The following is a 22,387-nucleotide window of genomic DNA, read 5'->3' as shown; positions in this document are numbered from 1 at the left end:
TTGTGGGTCAGGCTAGAAGACAAGCCATTTCAGGCGTTCTTTGCCATAACCAGGGCGTCGATCTTGGCGCACAGGTTCTTCATGACGAAGTAATCGTCGGTCGAGGCCTTGCCGTCATTGACCTCCTGCGTCCACTTTTCCAGCGGCACCTTGATGCCGAATTCCTTGTCGATGGCAAAGACGATGTCGAGGAAGTCGAGGCTGTCGATGCCGAGATCGTCGATGGTGTGGCTTTCAGGGGTGATCGTGTCGATATCGATCTCACTGGTGTCGGCGATGATCTTGGCGACTTTGTCGAACGTGGTGGACAAGGGCTTTTCCTTCGGTTGCGGGCGGAATCTGTCCGCTGGTGTTTGCGCGCTGTCTAGTCGGTTTTTCCGGGCAGGAAAAGGCCTGAACGCCGGGCGCAGATGGGATACCCACTCCGTAAACGCAAGAAGAGCCGTTGGCGACCCTCCCGGCGATATGCCGCAACCATCCCATCTCTGGTCATTGCATGTACCAGTGTACCGTGGTACGGAAATCCTATGACCACCATCGAACGCGTGCAGACCGGGGTTCGCCTGGAAAAACGATTGGTGAAGGTGCTCAAGGCCTTGGCCGAGCATCGCGACATGAGCCTGGGTGAGCTCATCGAGGGCATCGTGCTGCATGCCTTTGAAGGCGAGACGCCGTTTTCCGCGGCGACCCTGGAAACAATCGGCCAATTGAAGCGCATTTACGGAATGGAGCTTGGCGCAGCGGACAGCCACCGTCTGGTGGAAATCGCCAGGGAGGGGGATGACCAACCATCTTGAGCGCAGCCACAGCATCGTGCTTTCGGGGCCGATCGACCGAGTCTTTCCGCTGTTCACGCCGACTGGGGAGACCCTGTGGGTGGACGGCTGGGATCCGGAGTTTCTGCATCCACAAGACGGGGAGACGCGCCAGGGCATGGTCTTCAGGACCGCTCACGGTGATGAGACCACGCTCTGGGCCTGCACGGACTGGGACCCCGTGGCGCATCGCATCCGCTATGTCCGGGTGACGCCGGATTCGCGTTTCGGATTTGTCGAGGTGGCCTGCCGCCCGACCGCTGACGGAGGCACGGAGGCGTCGATTGCCTACACGTTCACTGCCTTGAGTACGGCGGGAAGATCGTATCTGTCCGAACTGACGGAGGACGCGTTCGCGCAGATGATCGAGGGATGGAAACTCGATATCGAAGCGTGGCTGCGAGTGTGAAAAATCTAACGCCAGGTACCTTAAACTACCTGCCGCTAAGGGTGGAACTTTACCCTTCGCTTCGTCTCCCGGAACAGCGCCGCGCCACCATAACGGCAATATCGAAACCTGCGTCGTCAAAAGGCAATGCCTCCACCCCACCTTCAACGAAGCTCGCCTGCGGAACCGCCGCCGCCGCTTCCCTAATGGCATCTGCCGCCGGATCGATGCCGCTCAGGTCAGCGCCCTCGGCAACAAGCTGCCCTGCAAAGCCGCCGGTACCGCAGCCGATGTCAAGAAGCCTAAGCCCGGCGATCGACGATCGCACCGATCTGACAACTGCCAACGGACTGTTTACGAGCTGCATAGCGTGTTTCCTTTCGGGTCCGACGATAAGGAAGAGCCTCTGGCAGGAAGCACATTCACCCACCTATTGCAGCAAGCTCGGGGCGCATTTCCTCCAGGGTCATTCCCATCCCCAACAACACGGAAACCAGGATCCGCAGCTTGGGTCCGGTGAGATCGCCGGCAAAGACTGCCCCGGCTTTCTCCAGATCCTTGCCACCGCCATTGCCATAAATCGGCGAGACGCGACCTTCGCCACATCGCGACGCCACGAATACCGGAACGCCGTCGGCGATGATATCTGCAACGGCCGCTGCGACGGCGGGGGTCGCGTTTCCCCTGCCGAAGCCTTCGAGCACGATCGCCCGCGAGCCGCTTGCCACCGCATGGCGGATCATGCGGTCATCGGAGCCAAGCACCATGCGTATGAGATCCACCCTCGGTTCGATCGCGCTCGCCGCAAAAGTTTTCCGAAGGATAGGTCGGCGCGACACGCTTACAGCGCCGCCGTCGATTTCGCCGAGCTTGCCGTGGTTTCGCGAAACAAATGCGTCGACCCGGGACGTATGAGCCTTTGTGACGTCACGCGCGGCGTGGAAGTGTTGTTCCAGGAGCACAACCGTGCCGAGAGCCCTCGCCAACGGTGATGCCGCAAGCCGGACGGCGTCGGTGACATTGCGCGGTCCGTCGCTGGCTGAATCATCTGCGCTGCGCTGTGCGCCAGTGAACACCACTGGCTTTTCATTCGCTAGAAGCAAATCCGCGAGGTAGGCGCTTTCCTCCATCGTATCGGTACCGTGGGTGACCACCACGCCGATGCAATCGTCTTCAACAAGATGCAAGTTGATCCGCTGAGCCAGACCAAACGCCATTGGCAGCGTCATTGCGCAACTGACGATATTCATGAAGTCGTCAACTCTAATGTCGACGCCGGGAGGAATGTCTTGAATCGTGCCCCGAAGTTTTTCGCCGTCGATGGTCGATACGACATGATCTTCAGCATCAACATGCCGCGAAGCTATGGTACCTCCGGTGGTAATTAGCCAGATACACGCCATGCGGCCTGCTTTCGGACGGGGGGTTGATGGTCGGCTAGAACGTAGCTGATTGAATTTCAAATGAACACAGAAGTTCAGGGATATCCTGTTCCCTATTGGGAACATCTCATTGCGTCAGACTTGCCGAAGGTCATCTCAATGGGAAGCGCATAGAAGGGTCGACCTGAGCTCTTGCGCGAAGGGCAGCTTTTGAGAAGCGCCACAGATGTCAGCAAATGGCGCGTCCCGTGGTTCAAATACCTGAGCCGCAGAACGCCGGAGATGAGCATCGAACGACTGGCTGGGGTGGTGAGCCGACTTTCAGTCGCACGGCTGAACGGCTCAATGCCAGAACGCGACGCCGGCAGGGAATGGCTCGTCAATGGAGTTGCGCACGCGCGATTCTTTGCGTCATACTGCGTAGGCACGAGGAGAAGGGGCCGGCATCATGCAAGACGACGAGAGCAGTCCTCGGCGCCGTTTCCGCGATGTCATCACGAGCGAAGAGCAATTGCGAGCGGTTTTGGGGGTCTCCACAGACCGAGCAGTTGCCAAGGTCGTTCGAGTAATTGACGAACATGCTCGCCGCTTCATTGCTCATGCGCCTTTTGTGTTCGTAGCGTCCGCCGGCGCCGATGGCTTGCTCGACGTCTCGCCAAAGGGTGATCCCGCCGGCTTCGTCAAGGTGCTGGACGAGAGAACTCTCGCCATTCCAGACCGCCCCGGCAATCGTCGACTCGATACTTTCCGTAACGTCCTGAGCAACCCGAATGTCGGCCTGATTTTCGTAATCCCCGGTGTGACCTACAGCCTTCGCGTGGCCGGCAAGGCGCTCATCGTCCGCGATGCGGAGCTGCGTGAGGCCATGGCTGTCAACCGTAAGCTCCCTGAGCACATACTCGTCATCGAGATCTCGCACGTACTTTCTCATTGCCCGAAGTGCATGGTCCGCTCGGGCTTGTGGCAGCCGGATGCGTGGCCTGATACCAGCAACCTTCCCTCGTTTGCGGAGATGTTGGTCGCCCACGGCAAACTCGCGGAGACGGTTGAGGAGATGCAAACGATCATCGACACGGGTAATCGCGACCGGCTCTACTAACTTGATGAACCACGGTTGCCGGCTTCATGCTGACGCGGCGTGCTACTCGGCCAACAGAGGGGATCATGCAGATTATCGATCATAACCTTCAGCCGACAGAAGAGTGGCGTCCCGGCGTGTCGACCAGAATGCGCGTTTCTGCGGTCACCGAGGCAGCCACGCTGTGCATATTCGAACAGTGGGTCGCACCAGGAAGTGGCACACGTACTCACACCCATCCCGTCGAGGAAGTCTTGACCGTGCTGGAAGGCCAAGCCGAGCTGTGGTTGGATGATGAACGAGAAACAGTATCGACGGGACAATCAGTCATCGTGCCGGCCGGCCGCTGGCATGGCTTTCGCAATACCGGAAGCGCGACATTGCACATGCAGGCCATACTGGCCGCGCCAACCTTCGAGGCCTCTTTCGAGGGGCAGCCGGAAGTGACGAGGCATTGGGCTGCCGCAAAAGCGTAACACCCGCCATCTTGACGACGGGACCCGCGCCTGGCTCCAATCTGATCCGTGGATCGTGTACTGCGACGAGACGTCGGGATCGGGGATCAGCGGACATGGGCGAGGAGGGCTTGGCAGAGATCTCAACCCGGTATCTTCGCTTCGCCGACACGGAAGCTCGCAGTCGCTCACCGCTCTATGAGGAGTTGGCTCGTGCTGTCGCAGGGGACCGCGAGACACTCGGCTTCCTGTCGACCCTCCCGGACGTGAAGCGGCAACCGAATCTTCTGCTTGCCGTGGTGCGTCACCTGTTCGGCACACCGACAGGGTGGACCGAGTTTCGCCAGGCGCTTCTGGTGCACCCCGAGCTTGTCCGCTCGCTCATGCTCGAGCGCTCGACGCAAACCAACGAGCCGGGAAGGTGCGCCACACTGCTGCCCGTCCTGGCGCGCCTGCCGCAGCCGCTGGCCCTCCTGGAGGTCGGGACTTCCGCAGGGCTCTGCCTAATGCCCGACCTCTACAGCTACGACTACGGACGCACGGTGCTCCGCACACCCGTCACGGCCTCGGAACCGCCTGTCTTCCGATGCTCAGCCAGCGAGACAACGCCATTGCCGATGGCCCCGCCGCATGTCGTCTGGCGCGCGGGATTGGACCTGAGCCCGATCGATGTTTCAAACCCCTCGCAAGTCGCATGGCTTGAGACGCTGGTCTGGCCGGAGCAGACGGTGCGGCTTGCCAATCTGCGGGCGGCCCTAATGATCGCTGCCACAGTCAAGCCTCGGGTGGTGAAGGGCGACCTGCGCGGGAGCGACCTCGTGCGGCTCTGCAGCGAAGCGCCAAAGGACGCTACCCTCGTTGTCTTTCACACAGCCGTCCTCGACTATGTCTCCGATCCGGCAGACAGAGAGGCCTTCGCAGAACAGGTGATGCGTCTTTCTCCGTATTGGGTATCGAACGAGTTCCCTCGCGTATTCCCGTCCATCGCCACACGCGCCGAAAAAAGCTGGCCGCCAGGCCGCTTCCTCCTATCTGTGAACGGCTCCCCTGTCGCTTGGACCGACCCGCATGGCGCCTCGCTCGAATGGATCGCGGACGAGGCGTAGGCGGTATTCCGTTTAGGGACCCAAGCGTTAGATTTCACCACTGGCGAACGCTTCAACTGGCTCCAGCGCAGATCAAAAAGTGACGCGGCCGAGCACGCGCAGGCCGTCGCCTTGCGGCTCGACGATCACGGCTTCGCCTTCGCGCGGCGAGATGCCGGTGAGCGCCATGATGTTCTCCAGATGGGTGACCATGACCACATTGTCGGAGCCGGAATAGGCGCTGATCTCGTTCATGATCGCCTCGAGCTGGGCGGCTTTCTCGCTGGCGTCGGTCTTCAGCAGGTCAAGCGGGGCGAAGGGTTCGGGCTCTTCTCTGAAAGCGGTGCGAGCCGTGTCGAGGGCGCGGCAATAGCGGCTGGACAGCACGCGCTCGACCGGCGCCGCGCGGGCGTCGAAAAGCGCGCCGATCTTGCGTGCCTGCTGCTTGCCGCGCACCGAGAGATTGACCTGGGTGGCGCATTTCTCGATGTCGAAATTCGCCGGATCGGTGGTGCCGGTGACCATGGCATGGCGAAGGAGCACGACATGTCCGCCGTCGCGCAACAGCGCCCAGCCGGCTTCGGTCGCGTGGGCCGCGGCGGGAATGACGAGCAGCAATAGAGCCAGCACAGATCGAAGCATCAGGCGTCCTTTTCCGGTCACCGGAGGTGGGTTCCGGTGACCGCATATAGGGACGGCAAAGCCGGCTGAAAAACAAGGCATCACCTATCCCGGCTGTTTGCGAGAACCGACCGCTTTGCAAGGCGGGGCGGTTGCGCTCAAATCCCGGCTCGCCTATCAGGGGAAAAATGTCCCCGCTCATCGAAACCGTCCTTTTTGTCTTCGGCCTTGTCGCGCTCGGCTATCTGGCCGGGCTCACCGGCTATCTGAAGGCCGAGGCGGGTGGGGCCATCGCCGAATTCGCCGTCGGGGTGGCGATGCCGCTCCTTCTGTTCCGCACCATGGTCAACGCCGATTTCCATGGCACCGCGCCCTGGTTGTTCTGGGGAGCCTATTTTACGGCTGCCGCAGTGACGTGGGCAGCAGGCCACCTGGTCATCACCCGGGTGTTCGGGCGCGACTCGCGTGCCGGGGTCGTCGGCGGCGTGTCGTCGGCTTTTTCCAACCTCGTCCTGCTCGGCATCCCGTTCTTCCTCGGCACATTCGGGCCAAGTGGATTCGAAGTGCTGTCGCTGCTGATTTCCGTGCATCTGCCGACGATGATCATGGCATCGATCATCCTGTTTGAGATCTTTGGCCGCGGTGACGAGCATGTGCATCCGCTGCGCATCATCCGGCGCTTCTTTCGAAAGTTGCTCTCCAATCCGCTGATCATCGGCATCCTGGCCGGATGGGTGTGGCGTATCACCGGCCTGCCATTGCCGGCGCTGGCGGTCCGGCTGGTCGACGCGCTGGCCAACATCGCCGGACCGGTTGCGCTGTTTGCCATGGGGCTGGGCCTGTGCCGTTTCGGCATCTCCGGCAATGTGCGGCCGGCGCTGGCGCTGTCGGCGCTGAAGCTGATGCTGATGCCGGCCGTCGCGCTCGGCCTGGTCTGGCTGCTTGGCCTGCCGCCGCTGTCGGCGAAAGTCGCGGTCGTGGCCGCCGCGCTGCCATCCGGGGTGAATTCCTACCTGATTGCGACGCAGTTCAACACCGGCCAGGCGCTGGCATCGAACCAGATGACCATCGCCACCGCCTGCGCGGTCGTCACCACGGCCTTTTGGCTGACGGTGGTGGTCCACGTGTTTGGATAGGTATGATCGATATTGATGCCTGCGAAGGGCGGTTTCCTGGTGCTTCCGGTATTCATATACCCAAACGTTACGCTCCGTTCCGGTTCTCGGGAGCCGCCGGTCCGGTCGTTTCCTCACACACCCTCAAGCAACAACGGGAGCGCAAATCGGCCTCGCCTTGTGCTGGCCCAAACCCTATATGCCATCTTGCGATTGATTGCGGGGCTTGCCCTAGGTAAAGAGCAGTGGCTCCAGGCGTGCCGGCATCGATGCCAGTGCGCACGCCCGTCAAGGAAATCCAGATAGCGGCCCGTCAGCGCGCCGAACGGAGGCTAGACCATGCTTCAGAAAACCAGCCATTTCATGCGCCAGGCCAATCTCATCAACGGCGAGTGGGTGCAGGCCGACAGCGGCCAGACGGTCGACGTCAACAATCCGGCCACCGGCCTCAAGATCGGCACCGTGCCGAAGTCGGGCAAAGTCGAGACGCGCCGCGCCATCGAAGCTGCCGACGCCGCCTTCCAGACATGGCGCAAGACCACCGCGCTCGAGCGCTCGAAGCTGTTGCGCAAGCTGCATGACGCCATGATGGACAACCAGGATGTGCTGGCCGAGCTGCTGACCATCGAGCAGGGCAAGTCGCTGTTCGAATCGAAGGGTGAGATCGGTTCGGCGGCCTCGTACATATTGTGGTTCGCCGAAGAAGGCCGCCGCACCTATGGCGATGTCGTGCCGTCGCCTTGGGCGGACCGCCGCATCCTGGTGACCAAGGAGCCGGTCGGCGTCATCGCCGCCATCACGCCGTGGAATTTCCCGTCCTCGATGCTGGCCCGCAAGCTCGGCCCAGCACTTGCCGCTGGCTGCACCGCGGTCGTCAAACCGGCGTCGCAGACGCCTTATTCCGGCCTTGCCTGGGGGGCGCTCGCCGAGGAAGTCGGCTTCCCCAAGGGCGTCATCAACATCCTGACCGGCGCCGCCGGCGAGATCGGCGACGAGATCTGCGCCAACCCGCTGGTCAAGAAGATCACCTTCACCGGCTCGACCGAGGTCGGCAAGATTCTGATCCAGAAGTCGTCCGTCACCGTCAAGAAGGTGTCGATGGAACTTGGCGGCAACGCGCCGTTCCTGGTCTTCGACGACGCCGATATCGAGCGCGCCGTCGCCGGCGCGATCACCGCCAAATACCGTAATTCCGGCCAGACCTGCGTCTGCACCAATCGCTTCCTGGTCCAGGCTGGTGTCTACGACAAGTTCGTCGAAAGGCTCGCCGCCGCCAGCGACGGGCTGAAGGTCGGTTCCGGCCTCGATGACGGCGTGCAGCAGGGGCCGCTGATCGACGAGAAGGCAGTCGAGAAGGTCGAGGAACTGATCGCCGACGCCACCGCCAAGGGCGGCAAGATCGTCGCCGGCGGCAAGCGCCATGCGCTCGGCGGCTCGTTCTTCCAGCCGACGGTGATCGCCAATGCCACACCGAAGATGCGCTTCATGAAGGAAGAGATCTTTGGCCCGGTAGCGCCCGTGTTCAAGTTCGAAACCGAGGAGGAGGCGATCGCACTCGCCAATGATACCGAGTTCGGCCTCGCCTGCTATTTCTACACCGGCGATCTCGGCCGCGCCTTCCGGGTCATGGAAGGGCTGAAATACGGCATGGTCGGCGTCAATGAAGGGCTGATCACCACGCCCGAGGCGCCGTTCGGCGGCGTCAAGGAATCGGGTCTCGGCAAGGAAGGCGGACATCAGGGCATCGAGGATTATCTCGACACCAAATATGTCTGCATCGGCGGCCTCGGCCTCTGATCGGGCAGGGCCTGTCGAACGTCAACAGACCAAGCCGGCCCACGCGGCGAGCCGGGATCGATCAACCAACTGGCGTTTCGGGCATGGCGATGAAGGACGGCGAGGTTTTCGGTACGGCGCAGGCGGGCGAGGCCATCCGCCGCTTCAGCATCCGCGGCGGCGGCCTCACCGCCAACATCATCGGGCTGGGCGCCATCATCCAGGATCTGCGGCTGGCCGGGCACGATGCGCCGCTTGTGCTCGGCTATAGCAGTTTCAAGCCCTATGAAACGGATACGGCCTTCTTCGGCGCCGTCGTCGGACGCTATGCCAACCGTATCCGCGATGGCCGCTTCACCATCGCCGGCCAGCGCTACCAGACCGAGCGCAACTTCCTCGACAAGCACACGCTGCATGGCGGCTCGCAAGGTTTTTCGCACCGGCCATGGGAGGTTTCGCTGCATGGCAGGGATTTTGTCACCCTGACGCTGCATGATCCCGACGGCACGATGGGCTTTTCCGGCGCGCTCGACGTGACCTGCACCTACAGGTTGAAGATCCCAGGCACGCTCAGCGTCGAGCTGACCGCCACCTGCGAGGAGCCGACGCTGTGCAATCTCACCCAGCATTCCTATTTCAACCTGGATGATGGCGGCGCCGGCGATGTCCTCGATCACCGGCTGATGCTGAACGCCGGCGCCTATCTTCCGGTCGATGGCGACCTGATCCCGACCGGCGTCGTGAAGCCGGTCGACGGCACGCCGTTCGATTTCCGTCAGGCGCGGCCGCTGCGCATGGAGAGCGAGGGCAAGCAGCTCCCCTACGACCAGAATTTCTGCCTTGCCTCGACGCGCGGGTCGCTCAAGCTGGCATCATGGGCGCAAGGCGCGAATTCCGGCGTCGAGATGGAGCTGTGGACCACGGAACCGGGCGTCCAGCTCTATACCGGCCAGTATCTGGCGCCAGCTTCGCCGGGGCTCGGGGGAGTTCATTACAAGGCTTATTCGGGCTTCTGCCTGGAGCCGCAGGTCTGGCCGGATGCGCCGAACCGGCCGTATTTCCCGCAGGCCACGCTATGGCCGGGCCAGATCTACCATCATGTGACGGAATACCGGTTCAGGCTGCCTGGCGCCTGACGCCCGGAAGCCAGGACTGGCTTTTGCTGTGCCGACCTTCGGTCCGGAAAGGGTCATGCGCAAAGTTCAAAGTGTCGTTTGCGCTGCATTGGACGCGTAACGCTCTCGGATCGGAACCCAATCACTGTCAGTGATCGAGTTCGGACCCTTCTCGGACTTTTGAAGGCCGATAGCCGGGATGACGCAAGCTGACCCGTAGGTGACCTTCATAGGGAGGCCGGAATGTCTGCAAAGGGGGACAATTCGGCTCGTCGCAAGTGGCAAGATCTACCGCTCAGTCACCGATTTTGTTGAGAGCTCAGCAAGCCAGCGCTTCAGCCAGTCATCAGGAATTTCGTAAGGCCAGATGGCGAATGGTCCCTGGTCGCTCGTGCAGAAAAGAGCCGGGTGCGCGCCGCAGAACCCGCCGAGGTATCCGCGCTTGCGGAAAGGACTGTCGGCGCCAGATGGATTAGCGTAAGCTAAAGTTTGGGGATGCAGTCATGCACCGCGTGGTCATCATTGCTATCGCCGCGCTCGCGGCCCTGTCCATCTGCCCGGCGCGGGCGGAGGTGCTGATCGGTGTTGCGGGCCCGATGACCGGCAAGCTCGAATGGACTGGCACGCAGTTGAAGCGCGGCGCAGAGGTGGCTGTGGCCGACATCAATACGGCGGGCGGCGTCCTCGGCGAGCCGGTGCGGCTCATCACGGTCGACGACTTCTGCGATCCCAAGCAAGCGGTGGCTGCTGCCCAAAAACTGGTGGCTGACGGTGTAGTGTTCGTCGTCGGGCACTACTGCTCTGGAGCCTCGATTCCGGCATCGGAGGTGTACGAGGCGGCGGGAATTCTGCAGATTTCGCCGTCCTCGACCAATCCGATGTTGACCGAACAAGGCCGCGCCAACGTTTTCCGCGTCTGCAGTCGCGACGATGCGCAGGGCTTCGAGGCCGGCAACTACTTGGCCGATCATTGGAGCGACAAGAAGATCGCGATCCTTCACGACAATACGACCTATGGGAAGGGTCTCGCCGATGAGACAAGAAAGCAGTTGAACAAGCGGGGGGTGACCGAATCAATCTATGAAGGCTACACTCCCGGGAAAGACGACTACTCGGCCGAGATCAGCACGTTACAGGGGGCGGATATCGCCGTGCTGTACATGGGCGGGTATCATACCGAGGCTGCGCTTATGGTCCGTGCGGCGCGCGACCGGGGCTACCCGGTTCAGCTGATCTCGGGTGACGATACAGCGACGGAGGCATTTGGGCTGATTGCCGGCCCTGCCGCCGAGGGCACGCTCTTCACCTTTGTCCCCGACCCGCGTCGAAATGCTGAAGCGGCCAAAGTCGTCGAACGATTCCGGGCCGAGAACTTCGAACCCGATTCCTGGACGCTGCACAGTTACGGCGCCGCCCAGACCTGGGCGCAGGCGGTCGAGAAGGCAGGCTCACTAGAACTCCAAGCCGTGATTGCATCACTGCGCGGCAATCAATTTGACACTGTGTTGGGCCGTATGGACTTTGATAATAAGGGCGACCTCACTGTTCAGAGTTGGGTATGGTATGTCTGGAAGGGTGGCGAATACGTGCCGTTGGAGTAATGGACCACCGATCCGGCGAATCGCCTTGAGCCAATCTGTGCAGACCCTATCGGCCGCGCCAGCTGAATCAATGCGTCGCCGCGATGCTTAAGCGTCTCGGCATACGCGGCCGTCTGTTGCTCGCTTTTTTCGGTATCAGCACCTTCGCGGTGCTCGCGACAACAGCCGCTCTTTATGCCTTCCTCGAGGTGGGGGAGGTCGTCGACCACATCACCAAGGAGCGTGTGCCGTCGTCGCTCGCGTCCCTCCAGCTGTCGCGCCAGGCCGAGCGGGTCGCCGCCACTGCGCCTGCCGCACTTGCTTCGACCAGCAAGGCTCAGCATAACGAGGTCTCGACTGCGATCGCGGCAGAGATGACGCGCCTCGAGGAACTGCTTGCCGCTCTCAAAGGCGCCAAGCCTAGCACGGCGGTAGTGGCTGAGATCGAGGCTGCGGTGCTTGGTCTGCGGCGCAATCTCAACGCCCTCGACGACCTTGTCGCCGCCCGCCTCACCGTGGTGGCGCGCAAAGAGGAACTGTTACGTCGCCTGTCGGCTACGACAAATGCAAGCCAGCGCCTTGTGGCGCCCGGCATGCTCGTGATGAATTCCAAACTCCAGCAATGGCGGGCGGTCACGGCCGACACGCCGCTCGCGTCCGATCGAGGCGCGGAGGCGACGGCCGACCTGGTCCAGTCGATAGCGGCCTACATCCCGCAGCAGAAGGCGCAGCAGGAGATCTCGGCGGTCAATGACGCGCTGGTCAACACGGCGGACGCGCCGACGCCAGGCGATCTGGCGTTGATCCTGTTTCCGCTGCGCCGGTCACTCGCCGTTCTGGACACGATTTCCAACGAGATCGACGATAGGCTGCGAACCCGTTTCCAGCAGCGGGTCAACGAGTTCAAGGCACTGATCGACGGCGGAAACAGCATCCCGAAGGCGCGGCAGGACGAGTTCGCCGTCCTGGCGCAGGGCGAAGAGCTTCTGGCCGAAAACAATCAGCTGTCGCGCAGTCTTACCGCTGCCGTCGATCGCCTGGTCGCCGCGGCAGACCGCGAGATCACCGCATCTGGTCTCGAAGCCGCGGTCGTCCAGCGCTACGGGACCGGAGTTGTCCTTGGCTCCGCCTTTCTCAGCCTCTTGAGTTCCGTTCTTGTTGTTTGGCTCTATGTCGACCGCAGCCTCCTCGCCCGCCTGGGAGGGGTGAGCCAAAGCATGCTCGCAATCGCCGGCGGCAATCTTCGTGCGCCATTGCCTGCCGCGGGCCACGACGAAATCGGCCGCATGGCCGAGGCGCTCAGGCTCTTCCGGGACACTGCAGTCGAGGTCGAGGAAAAGAACCTGCGCGAGGTCGCCGAAGCGCGCCAGCGGCTCATCGATGCCATCGAGAGCATCTCCGAGGGATTCGCTCTCTACGACCGCCAGGACCGGCTCATCCTTAGCAATAGCCGCTACCGCGAACTGCTCTACAGCGACCTTGCGATCGAATTGACGCCCGGTACGACATTCGAGCACATCATCCGCCGATCCGCTGAGCGCGGCTACATCAGGGATGCCGAGGGACGATTCGAGGAATGGGTCGCCGAGCGGCTCTCCCGGCACCGCAACCCTGGCGAACCGTGGGAGCAGCGGCGAGGCGACGGAAGATGGATCATGATAAGCGAGCGGCGGATCACCGGCGGCGGCACAGTCGCGGTCTACTCGGACATCACCGAGCTGAAGCTACGGGAGGAGAACCTCGCCGAGAAATCCGCGGCTCTCGAGGCGCTTTCCAGCAAGCTGGCGAAATACCTGGCGCCCCAGGTGTACAACTCGATATTCACCGGCCGTCAGGAGGTCAGGATCGCCAGCCAGCGGAAGAAGCTGACAATATGCTTCTCGGATATCGCCGGCTTTACCGAGACCACCGACAAGATGGAGTCGGAGGACCTCACCCAGCTCCTCAATCACTATCTGACGGAAATGTCGAAAATTGCTTCGGATCATGGCGCGACGATCGACAAGTATGTCGGCGACGCGATTCTGATGTTTTTCGGCGATCCGGAAACTCGCGGCGTCAAGGAGGACGCGCTCGCCGGCGTGCAGATGGCTCTCGCCATGCAGAAGCGGATGAGCGAACTTGCCGAAGTCTGGCGCGACATTGGAATTGAAACACCACTGCGCTGCCGCATCGGCATCCACACCGACTACTGCACTGTCGGCAACTTCGGCAGCGAGGACCGGATGGACTACACGATAATCGGCGGCGCCGTGAATCTCGCCTCACGTCTTGAGCAGGAGGCGCAGCCAGGGACCGTGCTCATTTCTTATGAGACGTTTGCGCAAGTGAAGGACACGATTGACTGCGACGAACTGGGGCGCATCCACGTCAAAGGGATCGCCTATCCGGTCGCCACGTATCGCGTCATCGATGTGAAGGCCAATCTTGTCGCTGCCCGTCGCGCCGTTCGAACCGAACTGCCGCATCTCAGACTGGAAGCTGAGCCCGAGCTGATGTCTGCTGACGAGCGTGACGAAGCCGCGACTGCGCTTCGAGACGTGCTCGATCGACTTTGTCACAAGCCTGGGTAGGAGGGATCGTCGCCTCCTAAACAGGACAATTTGGCTCTCAGCGCGAGGCGCGAACAACCGCGATAGGCACCCGATTGTGAGGAGGTGCCTACCAAGCGATTGCTTTAGCCGGTCATCGAGAATTTCATTCCCGCACGGGGCCGGATCGCGAAACGCCCCGGTCAACGCACGGCTGTCGGCGGCCACAGCTACATCCGCGCTCGCGGATATAGCTGCTCCCGCGACGAGATTGGCGCAAGCTTATTTTAGTTGGGGTGCATATATGCACGTTGCCACGGGCGAACGCGAGGCGTAATCTTCCAGCTATGCCGATAGCGGCCGGCCCTTATGAGCGGGGCCGCACGTGCCGCATGTGACGAGAGCACAAATCTGCCACCGCCTCTGCCGCCGGCTGATGCTGCTCACGTTCAAGGGAGTTGACGTCAATGAACAGGCGCGATGCGTTGGCCGTCCTGATCGGACTGTCTGGCGCTTTGTCTTTCGCTTTCGACACCGCTGCCCATAGCGAGGAGGACCGCCTCGCCATCAAGGGCTACGACCCTGTAGCCTATTTCACCGAGGCCAAGCCGATGATCGGCGATCCGCAGTATCAGTATGAATTGGATGGCGCCTTGTACCGCTTCGCCTCGACGCGCCACCTCGATCTCTTCAAGGCCGACCCTGATCGATATCTGCCACAGTACCAAAATTGGTGCACTGCGGCACTATCGAGGGGCTACAGGTTGGTTGCTGATCCGAACAATTGGGTGATTCACGAAGGCCGCCTGTACGTTTTCGGAGGGCCGGCCGGTCCAGGGAAATTTGCTGCCGATCCGGCGGTTATGGTGAGCAACGCAGACGCGAATTATCCGCGATTGCCGGATCTTCCTAAATGGCCACCGCAATAGCGCCTCACAAGCCCGCCCGCCTGAGTCCCTCCTTCAGATACGCCGGATAGGCCGGATCTCTGAAGCGCGAGCCAAGAAAGTCAAAGCTCATATCGAGCTGCGGCAGGCGTTGCCGTATCTCGGTAACGTAGAGGGCCGCCTGCTCCTGGCGCCCAAGCTGTGCCGCTGCCGCTGCGGCCGGGACATTGAACATCGGGAAATTCGGAAACCGGGAGATTCCACGTTCGGCGACACGCAGGGCATCTTCGTGCCGGCGTGCGAGATAGTAGCTGATGGCGAGATCGAAATGATAGTTCGGCTGGAGCATCGGATCGTATTTCAAAGCCAGCTCAAGCGACTCGATGGCGCCGGGAAGGTCCCCATCAAACGATCGGAGGGTTCCCCGGACCGCCAACGCATTGGCGTCACTCGGATTGAGATCGATCGCACGCTGCAGCGCGTTGCGCGCCTGATCGTATTCGGTGCGGATCAGCAGGATGCGACCAAGGGTGCGGTGCCCATCAGGCTCATCGGGAGCGAGCGCGATAGCACGGCGGGCGAGTTTCTCGGCACGGGCAAGCTCGCGGTCGGGGAACTCCGTCCAGCCCAGAACCACCTGCGAGTAAATGGCTTCGCCTAGAAGAGCATGGGTGGTGGCATAATTCGGATCCAGTTCGATCGCCTTGGTCATCAACTCTCGAACCTGTCGATTGGCGGTCCGAGACGCGGCATGGCCGACAGCTCGGGCGCGCAACAAGAGGTCGAAGGCGTTCTGGTCTGGTCTGGCTTCCTTGAAATGACGCTGCACCTCCACCTGAGTGATATTGGCCGCCAGCGTGCCAGCAATGTGCCGCGCGATGCTGTCCTGAAATTCGAACAGGTCTGACAGCTCGCCATCATATCGATCAGACCACAACACGGTAGCAGCGTCCGCGTCAGTCAGCTGCGCGGAGATCCGCACGCGGTCCTTGGATGCTTTGATGCTGCCGTCAACCATGTATGCTGCGCCAAGTTCGGAGGCGATTTCGGCCTGCCGCGCCTGCCCACCCTTGTACCGCAAGACGGCATTGCGGCCGATCACCCGCAAGTTCTTGAAGCGGCCGAGGGCATTGATCACCTCTTCGGTGACGCCGTCGGCGAAGTACTCCTGTGCCTCGTCGCCGGTCTGGTTTGTAAATGGCAGCACGGCGACGATGGGAAGTGTAGGGCCGCTGTCTGGTTTGATTGTCGCGGGACTCGCGGCTTGCTGTTCTGGGGCAGGGGCTCGGCCCAGACCGGACCAGGTGGCCAAGGCTGCGATGGCGATGAGGATCACGGCCAGACCGGCCATCGCCAGCGGAAGTCTGCTCGCCCTGCCGCCCCGAATACCGGAAACCCGTTTGATCCCTGTTGCTGATGAAGCCGGGTCGATCCGGTAGATCCTGACGGGGTTGGCGATGTTCTTCAGGTGCTGCTCGCCGGCGTCGAACGCCTCAATGTCGAGCTTGTCCCGCACCTGCCGGTAGGCATCGTCGGAGAGGCAGATGCCGCCCGGCTCCGAGATCTGTTCGAGACGCGCAGCGACGTTCACACCATTGCCGAAGATATCGCCGTCTTCGATGATGACGTCGCCGATGTTGATGCCGACGCGCAGCTCGATGCGTCGTCCTTCCGGAACGGCCCTGTTTCGCTCGAGCATGGCGCGCTGCACGGCAACGGCGCAGGCCACCGCCTCAACGACAGAGGGAAACTCCAGCAGCAGACCGTCGCCGGTCGTCTTGATGATATGACCCTTGTGCTCGGCGATGAGAGGGTCGATCAGCTCCTTGCGGTGCGCCTTGAGGGCGGCCAGCGTCTGCGTCTCGTCCTCGCCCATCAGGCGCGAGTAACCTACGACATCGGTCGCGACGATGGCGGCAAGGCGACGTTCTGCTGTGGAGCTTGGCACCTCGGCTCCCCGGTCGATCTGGATCTCTCGCCATTGTAGCCCACGACGCCGGAACCGTCGTGGCGAATCGCCAGTCTCTCTCCGTCGGTCGCACGCCGATCGGGGGTACCCGCATTGTGGATCAGAACCGAAAGTCGACCCCTAGCGGATGGCAAGTCGTTGATTTCCAAAGGAGTGGGGTCATGATCGGCGCCGATGATGAGCCCACCGAACCTATGAATTTGCCCGCAAAGTCGTGCGCTTGCTGCCGCCAATCGGCCCGGGGGTCTCAACTTTCGGGGCTAATTCACAGTCTCGCCTCGCGAAGGTCCGCAAGGAGATCAACGTGACGACGTTGCCGGATGTCACCGTGTAGGTCCGGAAATGGCGCTCTTTGCTCGTTTCCGGCGACAGATTCAAGCGGCAAGGTTCTCGGCCATTGGCGGCAGCCAGCCTGATTGAGTTTGATCCTAATCTTAGAACGCTGCCCTCAAAGTTTCAAAAAGCGTCCTTTGCGCTTCCATTGGACGTGCGGCGCTCTCGGATCGGAACCCGAATATTCTCAGCTATCGAGTTCGGACGTTCTCGAGCGTTTGTAGCCGATAGCCGGGATGACACAGTTTGACCGAAGCAGTCACTCGGATCCCTATCCTGCCGCTCGAAAGAGGGCATTCAAGGGAGGTAGACTTCTGACCGCGTCCCATCTCGTTCGATCGGAAATGATCCCTGGCGCGAACTGACAGCGTTGGCACCCTGCGCTGTGGCTGATCGCTCAGCTAGTGAGCAAGTTGCTTGTAGGAAAAGAGCCAAAGCCTCGCTCCTTGTTTGCGTTTGAAGGCGGCGTCTGTCGATTTGAGTTGTGTTTGACACGGGGGCGCTATGGCAATAGCGTGCTTAACTGGTATCAAAGGTATGCCAAGTGATTGGTGTTCAGATCAAGCAGCGGAAGCTTTCGGACGAGGTCGCAGAACACCTCGAGCGGATGATCCGCAAGGGAGAACTGGCCGAAGCCGAGCGGCTGCCGTCGGAACGGGAGCTCATGCGGCAGTTCGGGGTCGGGCGGCCCTCAATCCGTGAGGCGCTGCTGCATCTGAGCAAGATGGGCCTTGTCGAGGTGAGATCCGGCGAGCGTGCCCGCGTCACCCGCCCCACGCCCCAATTCGTAATCGACGCCCTTTCAGGGCCGGCGCGACACATGATTTCGGCCCCGGGCGGGGTTCAGGACTTCCAGAGCGCACGTTTGTTTTTCGAGGTCGGGCTTGCCCGCAACGCCGCTGTGAATGCCACGCCAGAGGACATTGAAAGCCTTAAGGCGGCGCTAGAGGTGAACCGGCAGTCGATCGGCGACCTCACGCGCTTCGAACGCACTGGCGTGGACTTCCATTACGTGCTGGCGGTCATCACCCGCAATCGGATCTTCACGGCTATCCATGCGGCGTTGGCCGAATGGCTGCTCGAACAGCGGCGGACGACTTTGGCCGAAGGTGAAGACCGCAAGGCCTACGAGGCCCATCGCCAGATTTTCGAGGCGATCGCGGCGCGCGATCCGGACGAGTCCGAAGCGGCGATGCGCAGGCATCTGGAATATGTGTCGAGGCGCTATCTGGAAATCGCGAGGCCCATGTGATGACCAGCTTCGTCGTCTGGGTCGATTTCCGCCTCAAGCCGGGCGCCCGAGACAGCTTCCGAAAGCTCGTCGACGCCAATGCGACCGCGTCGGTACGCAACGAGGTCGGCTGCCGCCGCTTTGACGTGACGGAGGCGCGCGGCGAACCGGACCGGGTCGTGCTCTACGAGATTTACGACAGCGAGGCCGCCTTCGACGAACACTGCCGGACGGCGCATTTCGATGAATTCAACACGCACAGCGCGCCGCTCGTCGACACCAAGTTGGTGACGATCTGCGACCTCGTTCTCGAAGCTACGCCTTGAAGAAAGCATAGCCGGATTGCTCTTTGGGCGAAGGGGAGGAAATGTATGTCAGAGCCTAGTCTCAAGGGGTTGGCTGCGCACCGACGGGTCAAGCTCGGCACACTCGTCGCCGAATTCGCGACGCCGGGAATCGGGCACATTCTGAAATCCGCCGGCTGCGACTTCGTCTTCTTCGATATGGAGCATTCGGGCTTCAGCGTGGAAACGGTGAAGAGCGCGATCCGCTATTTCGAGGCGGCCGACCTGCCGGTCATGGTGCGTGTGCCCTCGCAGGACTACCATTTCCTCGCCCGCGCCATGGACATGGGCGCTGAAGGGCTGATCGCGCCGATGGTGAGTACGGTCGAACAGGCTCAGCACATCATCAATTCGATGAAATACCATCCTGCTGGCGCTCGCGGCGTAGCGCTACAGATCGCGCATGACCGCTACCGTCCGGGCTCGGTCACAGATAAATTCGAAACGGCCAACCAGCGCTCGGTGTTTATCTGCCTGATCGAGACCGCCGACGGCGTCAAGAACATCGACGGCATCGCGGGACTGGACGGGGTCGACTGTCTGTGGGTCGGACATTTCGATCTGTCGGTCTCACTCGGCGTTCCCGGCGACTTCGCCCATCCGATCTTCACCGCGGCGATGGACAAGATCGTTGCCGCCGCCAAGAAGCACAACAAATCGCTTGGACGCCTGGTACCAACCGTCCAGCAGGGTCACGACTTTTACGCGAAAGGCTTCGATTTCATCTGTTATTCGGGTGACGTCTGGGTTCTGCACGATGCGATGGCCGACGCGGTCTCGAAGATCCGGGCCGGGTGCGAGTGAGGCGGAGGAGACGATGGCCAACACAATGTTCAGGGTGGCGCTCTCCGGTGATTTCCGCAAGCCGGACGGCGCGCCGACCTATCCCGACTTCGACCTGGAGCCGCTGCGCAATGCGCCCGGCATCGAGATGGCGTTCCTGGAGCCGAACAATCCGCTGCGCGGCGATCAGCTTGAGGACTTCGATGCATTGATCCTGCTCAGCCATCGCTTCGATGCGACCAGTGTCCCCAAGAGCGGCCGCCTCGCCGTCGTTGCCCGTTTCGGAGTCGGCTACGATACCGTCGACGTCGAGGCCTGCACCGCCGCCGGCATCGCCCTTGTCATCACGCCCGACGGGGTGCGGCGGCCGGTCGCCGTATCCGTCATCACCTTCATGTTGGCACTGACCGGCAAACTGCTCACCAAAGACGCGCTGACCCGCAAGGGGCCTGCCGGGTTCAATCAGCGTTCGGATCATATGGGCGTTGGTCTCGTCGGGCGTACGTTGGGGGCGCTCGGCATCGGCAATATAGGCGCCGAGGTCTTTCGCTTGGCCAAGCCCTTCGACATGAAATTCGTCGCCCATGATCCATTCGCCGACAGCAAGTTCGCTGCCGAACTGGGCATCGAACTGGTCGGGCTGGAGGATCTGTTCCGCCGCGCCGATGTGCTGTCGGTGAGCTGTCCGCTAACGCCTCAGACCCACCACATCGTCAATGCCGAGCGGCTCGCCCTGATGAAGCCGACGGCTTACCTGATCAATACCGCGCGCGGTCCGATCGTCGACCAGGAGGCGCTGACGGAAGTGCTGCAGGAGCGCCGCATCGCCGGCGCGGGGCTCGACGTGCTGGAGCAGGAGCCGCCGGATGCCGACGACCCGATCCTCAAGCTCGATAACATTATCCTGACGCCGCACGCGCTCTGCTGGACCGACCAGTGTTTTGCCGGAAACGGTGCTGCGGACGTCAAGGCGGTCATCGAGGTGCAGCACGGCCGCGAGCCGCGCGGCGTGGTCAATCGCGAGGTGCTTTCAAGCGAGGCATGGAAGAATCGGCTGGCCGGTTTCGCCGCCCGCTTCGGGACATAGGGGTACGAGCATTCGGCGCGCCGCCACAGGCTTCGCGGCGGCTTCACGGGAGAAACACTCGATCGCCGCGCCCGCGGACGAGTGAAGGCAAACGAAAATGGGAGGACCAAGTACTATGAACGATCATGAAAAACGTGACTTTCAGGCAGGCCTCGAAGCAGAGGTCGACGCCTTTATGCGCGGCGAAACCACCCGCCGAACTTTCATAACCCGCTTCGGCCAGATGACCGGCATGCTGGCGGCGTCCGGACCGATCCTCGCCATGATGACGGATTGGGCGCTGGCGCAGCAGAAGCTCGAACTGGCAGACGCCGCTTCACCGCTCGGCCAGGCGCAGGCGGCGGCCATGAAGGCGTCGATGGAAGGCCCGGCGGATGGTTCCGCCTTCCGCGCCGTCGAGGCGGCCAAGGCGCATTCGGGCGTCACGCTGAACATGACCTACGAGGCAGGCCTGCAGGCTCTCGACCCGCGCAATTTCAGTGGACCGATGTGGGAGCAGCTTACGGGCATGAAGTCGAACGTGGTCGAACTGTCGAACCCGGACCAGTACTCCAAGGCGGTTGCCGAGCACATTGCCGGCTCAGGCGCCTATGACGTCCTCGACATCTCGCCAGCCTGGACGCCGTCGCTAGCCGATGGCGGCGTCATCGCACCCCTCGACGATTACATCGCCAAATACATGAACCCGGCCGACCTCGAGGACTATCATCCTCTTTACAAGGCGCTGCCGACCTACAAGGGCAAGATCTGGGGCTTCTTCGACGACGGCGACATGTTCGCCCTCTACTACCGCAAGGACATCTTCGAGGATCCGAAGATGGTGGAGGCCTACCAGGCCAAGTTCAACGCCAAGCTGGCGCCGCCGAAGACCTGGGAGGAATATGCCCAGATCGCCCAGTTCATCACAGACCAGCTGGCGCCGAACGTTTATGGCGCTGGCCATTTCCGCAAGGCGGGCAGTCCCGGCAACCAGTTCGACTTTCTGCAGCAGTACCGCGCCAACGGTGGAAAACTGTTCGGCGACGACATGAAGGCCGGCTTGGCTTCGGATGCCGGCGTCAAGACGCTGCAGAACATGATTGCAGCCAATGCGGCGTCGATCCCCGGCAACAATGAACTCGACGCCGTCTCGCTGTGGGCGGCGTTCCTGACCGGCAAGGTAGCGATGATCTACTCCTGGCCGCCGTCTGGCCGCATGGCCGCGAACTATTCGCAGTCGGCCACCGCAATCAACTTCATCCCGCAATCGCAGATCGCCGGCAAGGTCGGCTACGCGGTCGTGCCCGGCAATCCTGAACATGCGACCGGCTACAACAAGGCGCTGTCGGCGGATTCGGCGAACCCCGAAGCGGCCTACCTTTTCATGCAATGGGCCTGCTCGCCACCCGTCTCGCTTGCGCGCTGCATGCTGCCCTACGCCCTGCGCGATCCCTACCGCATCTCCCACTTCAAATCCGAGCTTTACGGCGCGCTGTTCCCGAGCGCCAAGGAGTATCTGAGCAATCTTAACAACTCGGCCAATGTCGGCCTCCTCGACCCGATCATGCCCGGCGCACAGGACTATTTCCTAAGCATCGACCGCATGTGCACAGCTGTGTGGGCCGGTGCGGATCCGAAGGCGTCGCTAGAAACAGCGGCGGCCGAGTGGAATGAGACGACCGACCGGCTCGGCGTCGATTCGCAGAAGGCATTCTACACCGAGTTCCTGAAACTGCCGGGTGCTACTGCCGACAACACGGTGGAGAAGCTCGGCATGGCGGTCACCCTCTGAGCTCGGCCTGCATCAGGGACGCCGGCCGGCATTCTTGACCA

21 protein-coding genes are annotated in these 22,387 nt (G+C 61.8%); 16 read left to right on the top strand and 5 right to left on the bottom strand.

Annotated elements, in window-relative coordinates; translation table 11 throughout:
- Positions 1–29 precede the first annotated feature (29 nt).
- The gene (locus tag AC0L2B_RS09925) at positions 30–311 is read right to left on the bottom strand and encodes an acyl carrier protein (protein ID WP_023802974.1); all 282 of its coding nucleotides are present in this window, start codon (positions 309–311) and stop codon (positions 30–32) included.
- A 216-nt stretch (positions 312–527) separates the two neighbouring features.
- Here AC0L2B_RS09925 and AC0L2B_RS09920 point away from each other — a divergent pair, with 216 nt between their 5' ends.
- Both AC0L2B_RS09920 and AC0L2B_RS09915 read left to right on the top strand, forming a co-directional pair.
- A complete protein-coding gene (locus tag AC0L2B_RS09920) occupies positions 528–797 on the top strand; it encodes a ribbon-helix-helix domain-containing protein (protein WP_473745151.1) in 270 nt (89 codons plus the stop codon).
- Positions 781–1,224 (top strand): hypothetical protein, encoded by a 444-nt coding sequence (locus AC0L2B_RS09915; protein ID WP_473745150.1) that lies wholly within the window; start codon positions 781–783, stop codon positions 1,222–1,224. The genes AC0L2B_RS09920 and AC0L2B_RS09915 overlap by 17 nt, the downstream gene beginning before the upstream one ends.
- 49 nt (positions 1,225–1,273) lie before the next feature.
- On the opposite strand, the gene AC0L2B_RS09910 is transcribed toward AC0L2B_RS09915, so the two are convergent.
- Positions 1,274–1,570, bottom strand: coding sequence for a class I SAM-dependent methyltransferase (locus AC0L2B_RS09910; RefSeq protein WP_473745149.1), 297 nt, complete (start codon positions 1,568–1,570; stop codon positions 1,274–1,276).
- Between the two features lie 55 nt (positions 1,571–1,625).
- Complete coding sequence (locus tag AC0L2B_RS09905; RefSeq protein ID WP_473745148.1) at positions 1,626–2,606, bottom strand: asparaginase; 981 nt, start codon at positions 2,604–2,606, stop codon at positions 1,626–1,628.
- 427 nt (positions 2,607–3,033) lie between these two features.
- Here AC0L2B_RS09905 and AC0L2B_RS09900 point away from each other — a divergent pair, with 427 nt between their 5' ends.
- The 3 genes from AC0L2B_RS09900 to AC0L2B_RS09890 all read left to right on the top strand — a co-directional run bounded on the left by AC0L2B_RS09900 (position 3,034) and on the right by AC0L2B_RS09890 (position 5,224).
- Positions 3,034–3,684, top strand: a complete 651-nt coding sequence (locus AC0L2B_RS09900) for an MSMEG_1061 family FMN-dependent PPOX-type flavoprotein (RefSeq protein ID WP_473745147.1) — start codon at positions 3,034–3,036, stop codon at positions 3,682–3,684.
- Between the two features lie 65 nt (positions 3,685–3,749).
- Entirely contained in the window at positions 3,750–4,139 is a 390-nt protein-coding gene (locus tag AC0L2B_RS09895; RefSeq protein ID WP_473745146.1) for a cupin domain-containing protein, read from the top strand.
- A 95-nt stretch (positions 4,140–4,234) separates the two neighbouring features.
- On the top strand, positions 4,235–5,224 hold the full coding sequence (locus AC0L2B_RS09890) for a DUF2332 domain-containing protein (RefSeq protein ID WP_473745145.1): 990 nt from the start codon (positions 4,235–4,237) through the stop codon (positions 5,222–5,224).
- Between the two features lie 72 nt (positions 5,225–5,296).
- On the opposite strand, the gene AC0L2B_RS09885 is transcribed toward AC0L2B_RS09890, so the two are convergent.
- Complete coding sequence (locus AC0L2B_RS09885; RefSeq protein WP_023802971.1) at positions 5,297–5,845, bottom strand: histidine phosphatase family protein; 549 nt, start codon at positions 5,843–5,845, stop codon at positions 5,297–5,299.
- Between the two features lie 167 nt (positions 5,846–6,012).
- Here AC0L2B_RS09885 and AC0L2B_RS09880 point away from each other — a divergent pair, with 167 nt between their 5' ends.
- The 6 genes from AC0L2B_RS09880 (at position 6,013) to AC0L2B_RS09855 (ending at position 14,870) form a co-directional block, all read left to right on the top strand.
- Complete coding sequence (locus tag AC0L2B_RS09880) at positions 6,013–6,960, top strand: AEC family transporter (protein WP_287219327.1); 948 nt, start codon at positions 6,013–6,015, stop codon at positions 6,958–6,960.
- A 318-nt stretch (positions 6,961–7,278) separates the two neighbouring features.
- Positions 7,279–8,736 (top strand): NAD-dependent succinate-semialdehyde dehydrogenase, encoded by a 1,458-nt coding sequence (locus AC0L2B_RS09875; protein ID WP_473521636.1) that lies wholly within the window; start codon positions 7,279–7,281, stop codon positions 8,734–8,736.
- A gap of 83 nt (positions 8,737–8,819) precedes the next feature.
- On the top strand, positions 8,820–9,851 hold the full coding sequence (locus AC0L2B_RS09870; RefSeq protein ID WP_473745144.1) for an aldose epimerase family protein: 1,032 nt from the start codon (positions 8,820–8,822) through the stop codon (positions 9,849–9,851).
- A gap of 482 nt (positions 9,852–10,333) precedes the next feature.
- The gene (locus AC0L2B_RS09865) at positions 10,334–11,431 is read left to right on the top strand and encodes a branched-chain amino acid ABC transporter substrate-binding protein (protein WP_473745143.1); all 1,098 of its coding nucleotides are present in this window, start codon (positions 10,334–10,336) and stop codon (positions 11,429–11,431) included.
- 83 nt (positions 11,432–11,514) lie between these two features.
- Positions 11,515–13,983: an adenylate/guanylate cyclase domain-containing protein gene (locus AC0L2B_RS09860; RefSeq protein WP_473745142.1), complete on the top strand. Its 2,469-nt coding sequence runs from the start codon at positions 11,515–11,517 to the stop codon at positions 13,981–13,983.
- A 425-nt stretch (positions 13,984–14,408) separates the two neighbouring features.
- Positions 14,409–14,870, top strand: coding sequence for a YHS domain-containing (seleno)protein (locus AC0L2B_RS09855; RefSeq protein ID WP_473745141.1), 462 nt, complete (start codon positions 14,409–14,411; stop codon positions 14,868–14,870).
- Between the two features lie 4 nt (positions 14,871–14,874).
- Here the strand turns inward: AC0L2B_RS09855 and AC0L2B_RS09850 are convergent, their stop codons facing one another.
- Entirely contained in the window at positions 14,875–16,776 is a 1,902-nt protein-coding gene (locus tag AC0L2B_RS09850) for an adenylate/guanylate cyclase domain-containing protein (protein WP_473745140.1), read from the bottom strand.
- Positions 16,777–17,674: 898 nt separating this feature from the next.
- Between AC0L2B_RS09850 and nanR the strand changes: the two genes are divergently transcribed.
- The 5 genes from nanR to AC0L2B_RS09825 all read left to right on the top strand — a co-directional run bounded on the left by nanR (position 17,675) and on the right by AC0L2B_RS09825 (position 22,346).
- Positions 17,675–18,382, top strand: coding sequence for a transcriptional regulator NanR (gene nanR / locus AC0L2B_RS09845; protein WP_473745139.1), 708 nt, complete (start codon positions 17,675–17,677; stop codon positions 18,380–18,382).
- Entirely contained in the window at positions 18,382–18,687 is a 306-nt protein-coding gene (locus AC0L2B_RS09840; protein ID WP_084831641.1) for a putative quinol monooxygenase, read from the top strand. The genes nanR and AC0L2B_RS09840 overlap by 1 nt, the downstream gene beginning before the upstream one ends.
- A gap of 45 nt (positions 18,688–18,732) precedes the next feature.
- Positions 18,733–19,509: an HpcH/HpaI aldolase family protein gene (locus AC0L2B_RS09835; RefSeq protein WP_473745138.1), complete on the top strand. Its 777-nt coding sequence runs from the start codon at positions 18,733–18,735 to the stop codon at positions 19,507–19,509.
- 13 nt (positions 19,510–19,522) lie between these two features.
- On the top strand, positions 19,523–20,575 hold the full coding sequence (locus AC0L2B_RS09830) for an NAD(P)-dependent oxidoreductase (protein WP_473745137.1): 1,053 nt from the start codon (positions 19,523–19,525) through the stop codon (positions 20,573–20,575).
- Positions 20,576–20,690: 115 nt separating this feature from the next.
- Positions 20,691–22,346 (top strand): extracellular solute-binding protein, encoded by a 1,656-nt coding sequence (locus tag AC0L2B_RS09825; protein WP_473745136.1) that lies wholly within the window; start codon positions 20,691–20,693, stop codon positions 22,344–22,346.
- The last annotated feature ends 41 nt before the right edge of the window (positions 22,347–22,387 follow it).

The organism is Mesorhizobium sp. WSM4815 (genome assembly GCF_055811575.1).
The sequence above is the reverse complement of the archived record's forward strand: the minus strand, read 5'-3'. Positions and strand labels throughout refer to the sequence as shown.

Excerpts from the sequence above, each read along its gene's own strand:
- AC0L2B_RS09825 (WP_473745136.1), top strand. The coding sequence starts at position 20,691 with ATGAACGATCATGAAAAACGTGACTTTCAGGCAGGCCTCGAAGCAGAG.
- AC0L2B_RS09830 (WP_473745137.1), top strand. The coding sequence starts at position 19,523 with ATGGCCAACACAATGTTCAGGGTGGCGCTCTCCGGTGATTTCCGCAAG.
- AC0L2B_RS09890 (WP_473745145.1), top strand. The coding sequence starts at position 4,235 with ATGGGCGAGGAGGGCTTGGCAGAGATCTCAACCCGGTATCTTCGCTTC.
- AC0L2B_RS09895 (WP_473745146.1), top strand. The coding sequence starts at position 3,750 with ATGCAGATTATCGATCATAACCTTCAGCCGACAGAAGAGTGGCGTCCC.
- AC0L2B_RS09875 (WP_473521636.1), top strand. The coding sequence starts at position 7,279 with ATGCTTCAGAAAACCAGCCATTTCATGCGCCAGGCCAATCTCATCAAC.
- AC0L2B_RS09840 (WP_084831641.1), top strand. The coding sequence starts at position 18,382 with ATGACCAGCTTCGTCGTCTGGGTCGATTTCCGCCTCAAGCCGGGCGCC.
- AC0L2B_RS09880 (WP_287219327.1), top strand. The coding sequence starts at position 6,013 with ATGTCCCCGCTCATCGAAACCGTCCTTTTTGTCTTCGGCCTTGTCGCG.
- AC0L2B_RS09865 (WP_473745143.1), top strand. The coding sequence starts at position 10,334 with ATGCACCGCGTGGTCATCATTGCTATCGCCGCGCTCGCGGCCCTGTCC.
- AC0L2B_RS09905 (WP_473745148.1), bottom strand. The coding sequence starts at position 2,606 with ATGGCGTGTATCTGGCTAATTACCACCGGAGGTACCATAGCTTCGCGG.
- AC0L2B_RS09860 (WP_473745142.1), top strand. The coding sequence starts at position 11,515 with ATGCTTAAGCGTCTCGGCATACGCGGCCGTCTGTTGCTCGCTTTTTTC.
- AC0L2B_RS09885 (WP_023802971.1), bottom strand. The coding sequence starts at position 5,845 with ATGCTTCGATCTGTGCTGGCTCTATTGCTGCTCGTCATTCCCGCCGCG.
- AC0L2B_RS09915 (WP_473745150.1), top strand. The coding sequence starts at position 781 with ATGACCAACCATCTTGAGCGCAGCCACAGCATCGTGCTTTCGGGGCCG.
- AC0L2B_RS09870 (WP_473745144.1), top strand. The coding sequence starts at position 8,820 with ATGGCGATGAAGGACGGCGAGGTTTTCGGTACGGCGCAGGCGGGCGAG.
- AC0L2B_RS09855 (WP_473745141.1), top strand. The coding sequence starts at position 14,409 with ATGAACAGGCGCGATGCGTTGGCCGTCCTGATCGGACTGTCTGGCGCT.
- AC0L2B_RS09835 (WP_473745138.1), top strand. The coding sequence starts at position 18,733 with ATGTCAGAGCCTAGTCTCAAGGGGTTGGCTGCGCACCGACGGGTCAAG.
- AC0L2B_RS09910 (WP_473745149.1), bottom strand. The coding sequence starts at position 1,570 with ATGCAGCTCGTAAACAGTCCGTTGGCAGTTGTCAGATCGGTGCGATCG.
- AC0L2B_RS09900 (WP_473745147.1), top strand. The coding sequence starts at position 3,034 with ATGCAAGACGACGAGAGCAGTCCTCGGCGCCGTTTCCGCGATGTCATC.
- AC0L2B_RS09920 (WP_473745151.1), top strand. The coding sequence starts at position 528 with ATGACCACCATCGAACGCGTGCAGACCGGGGTTCGCCTGGAAAAACGA.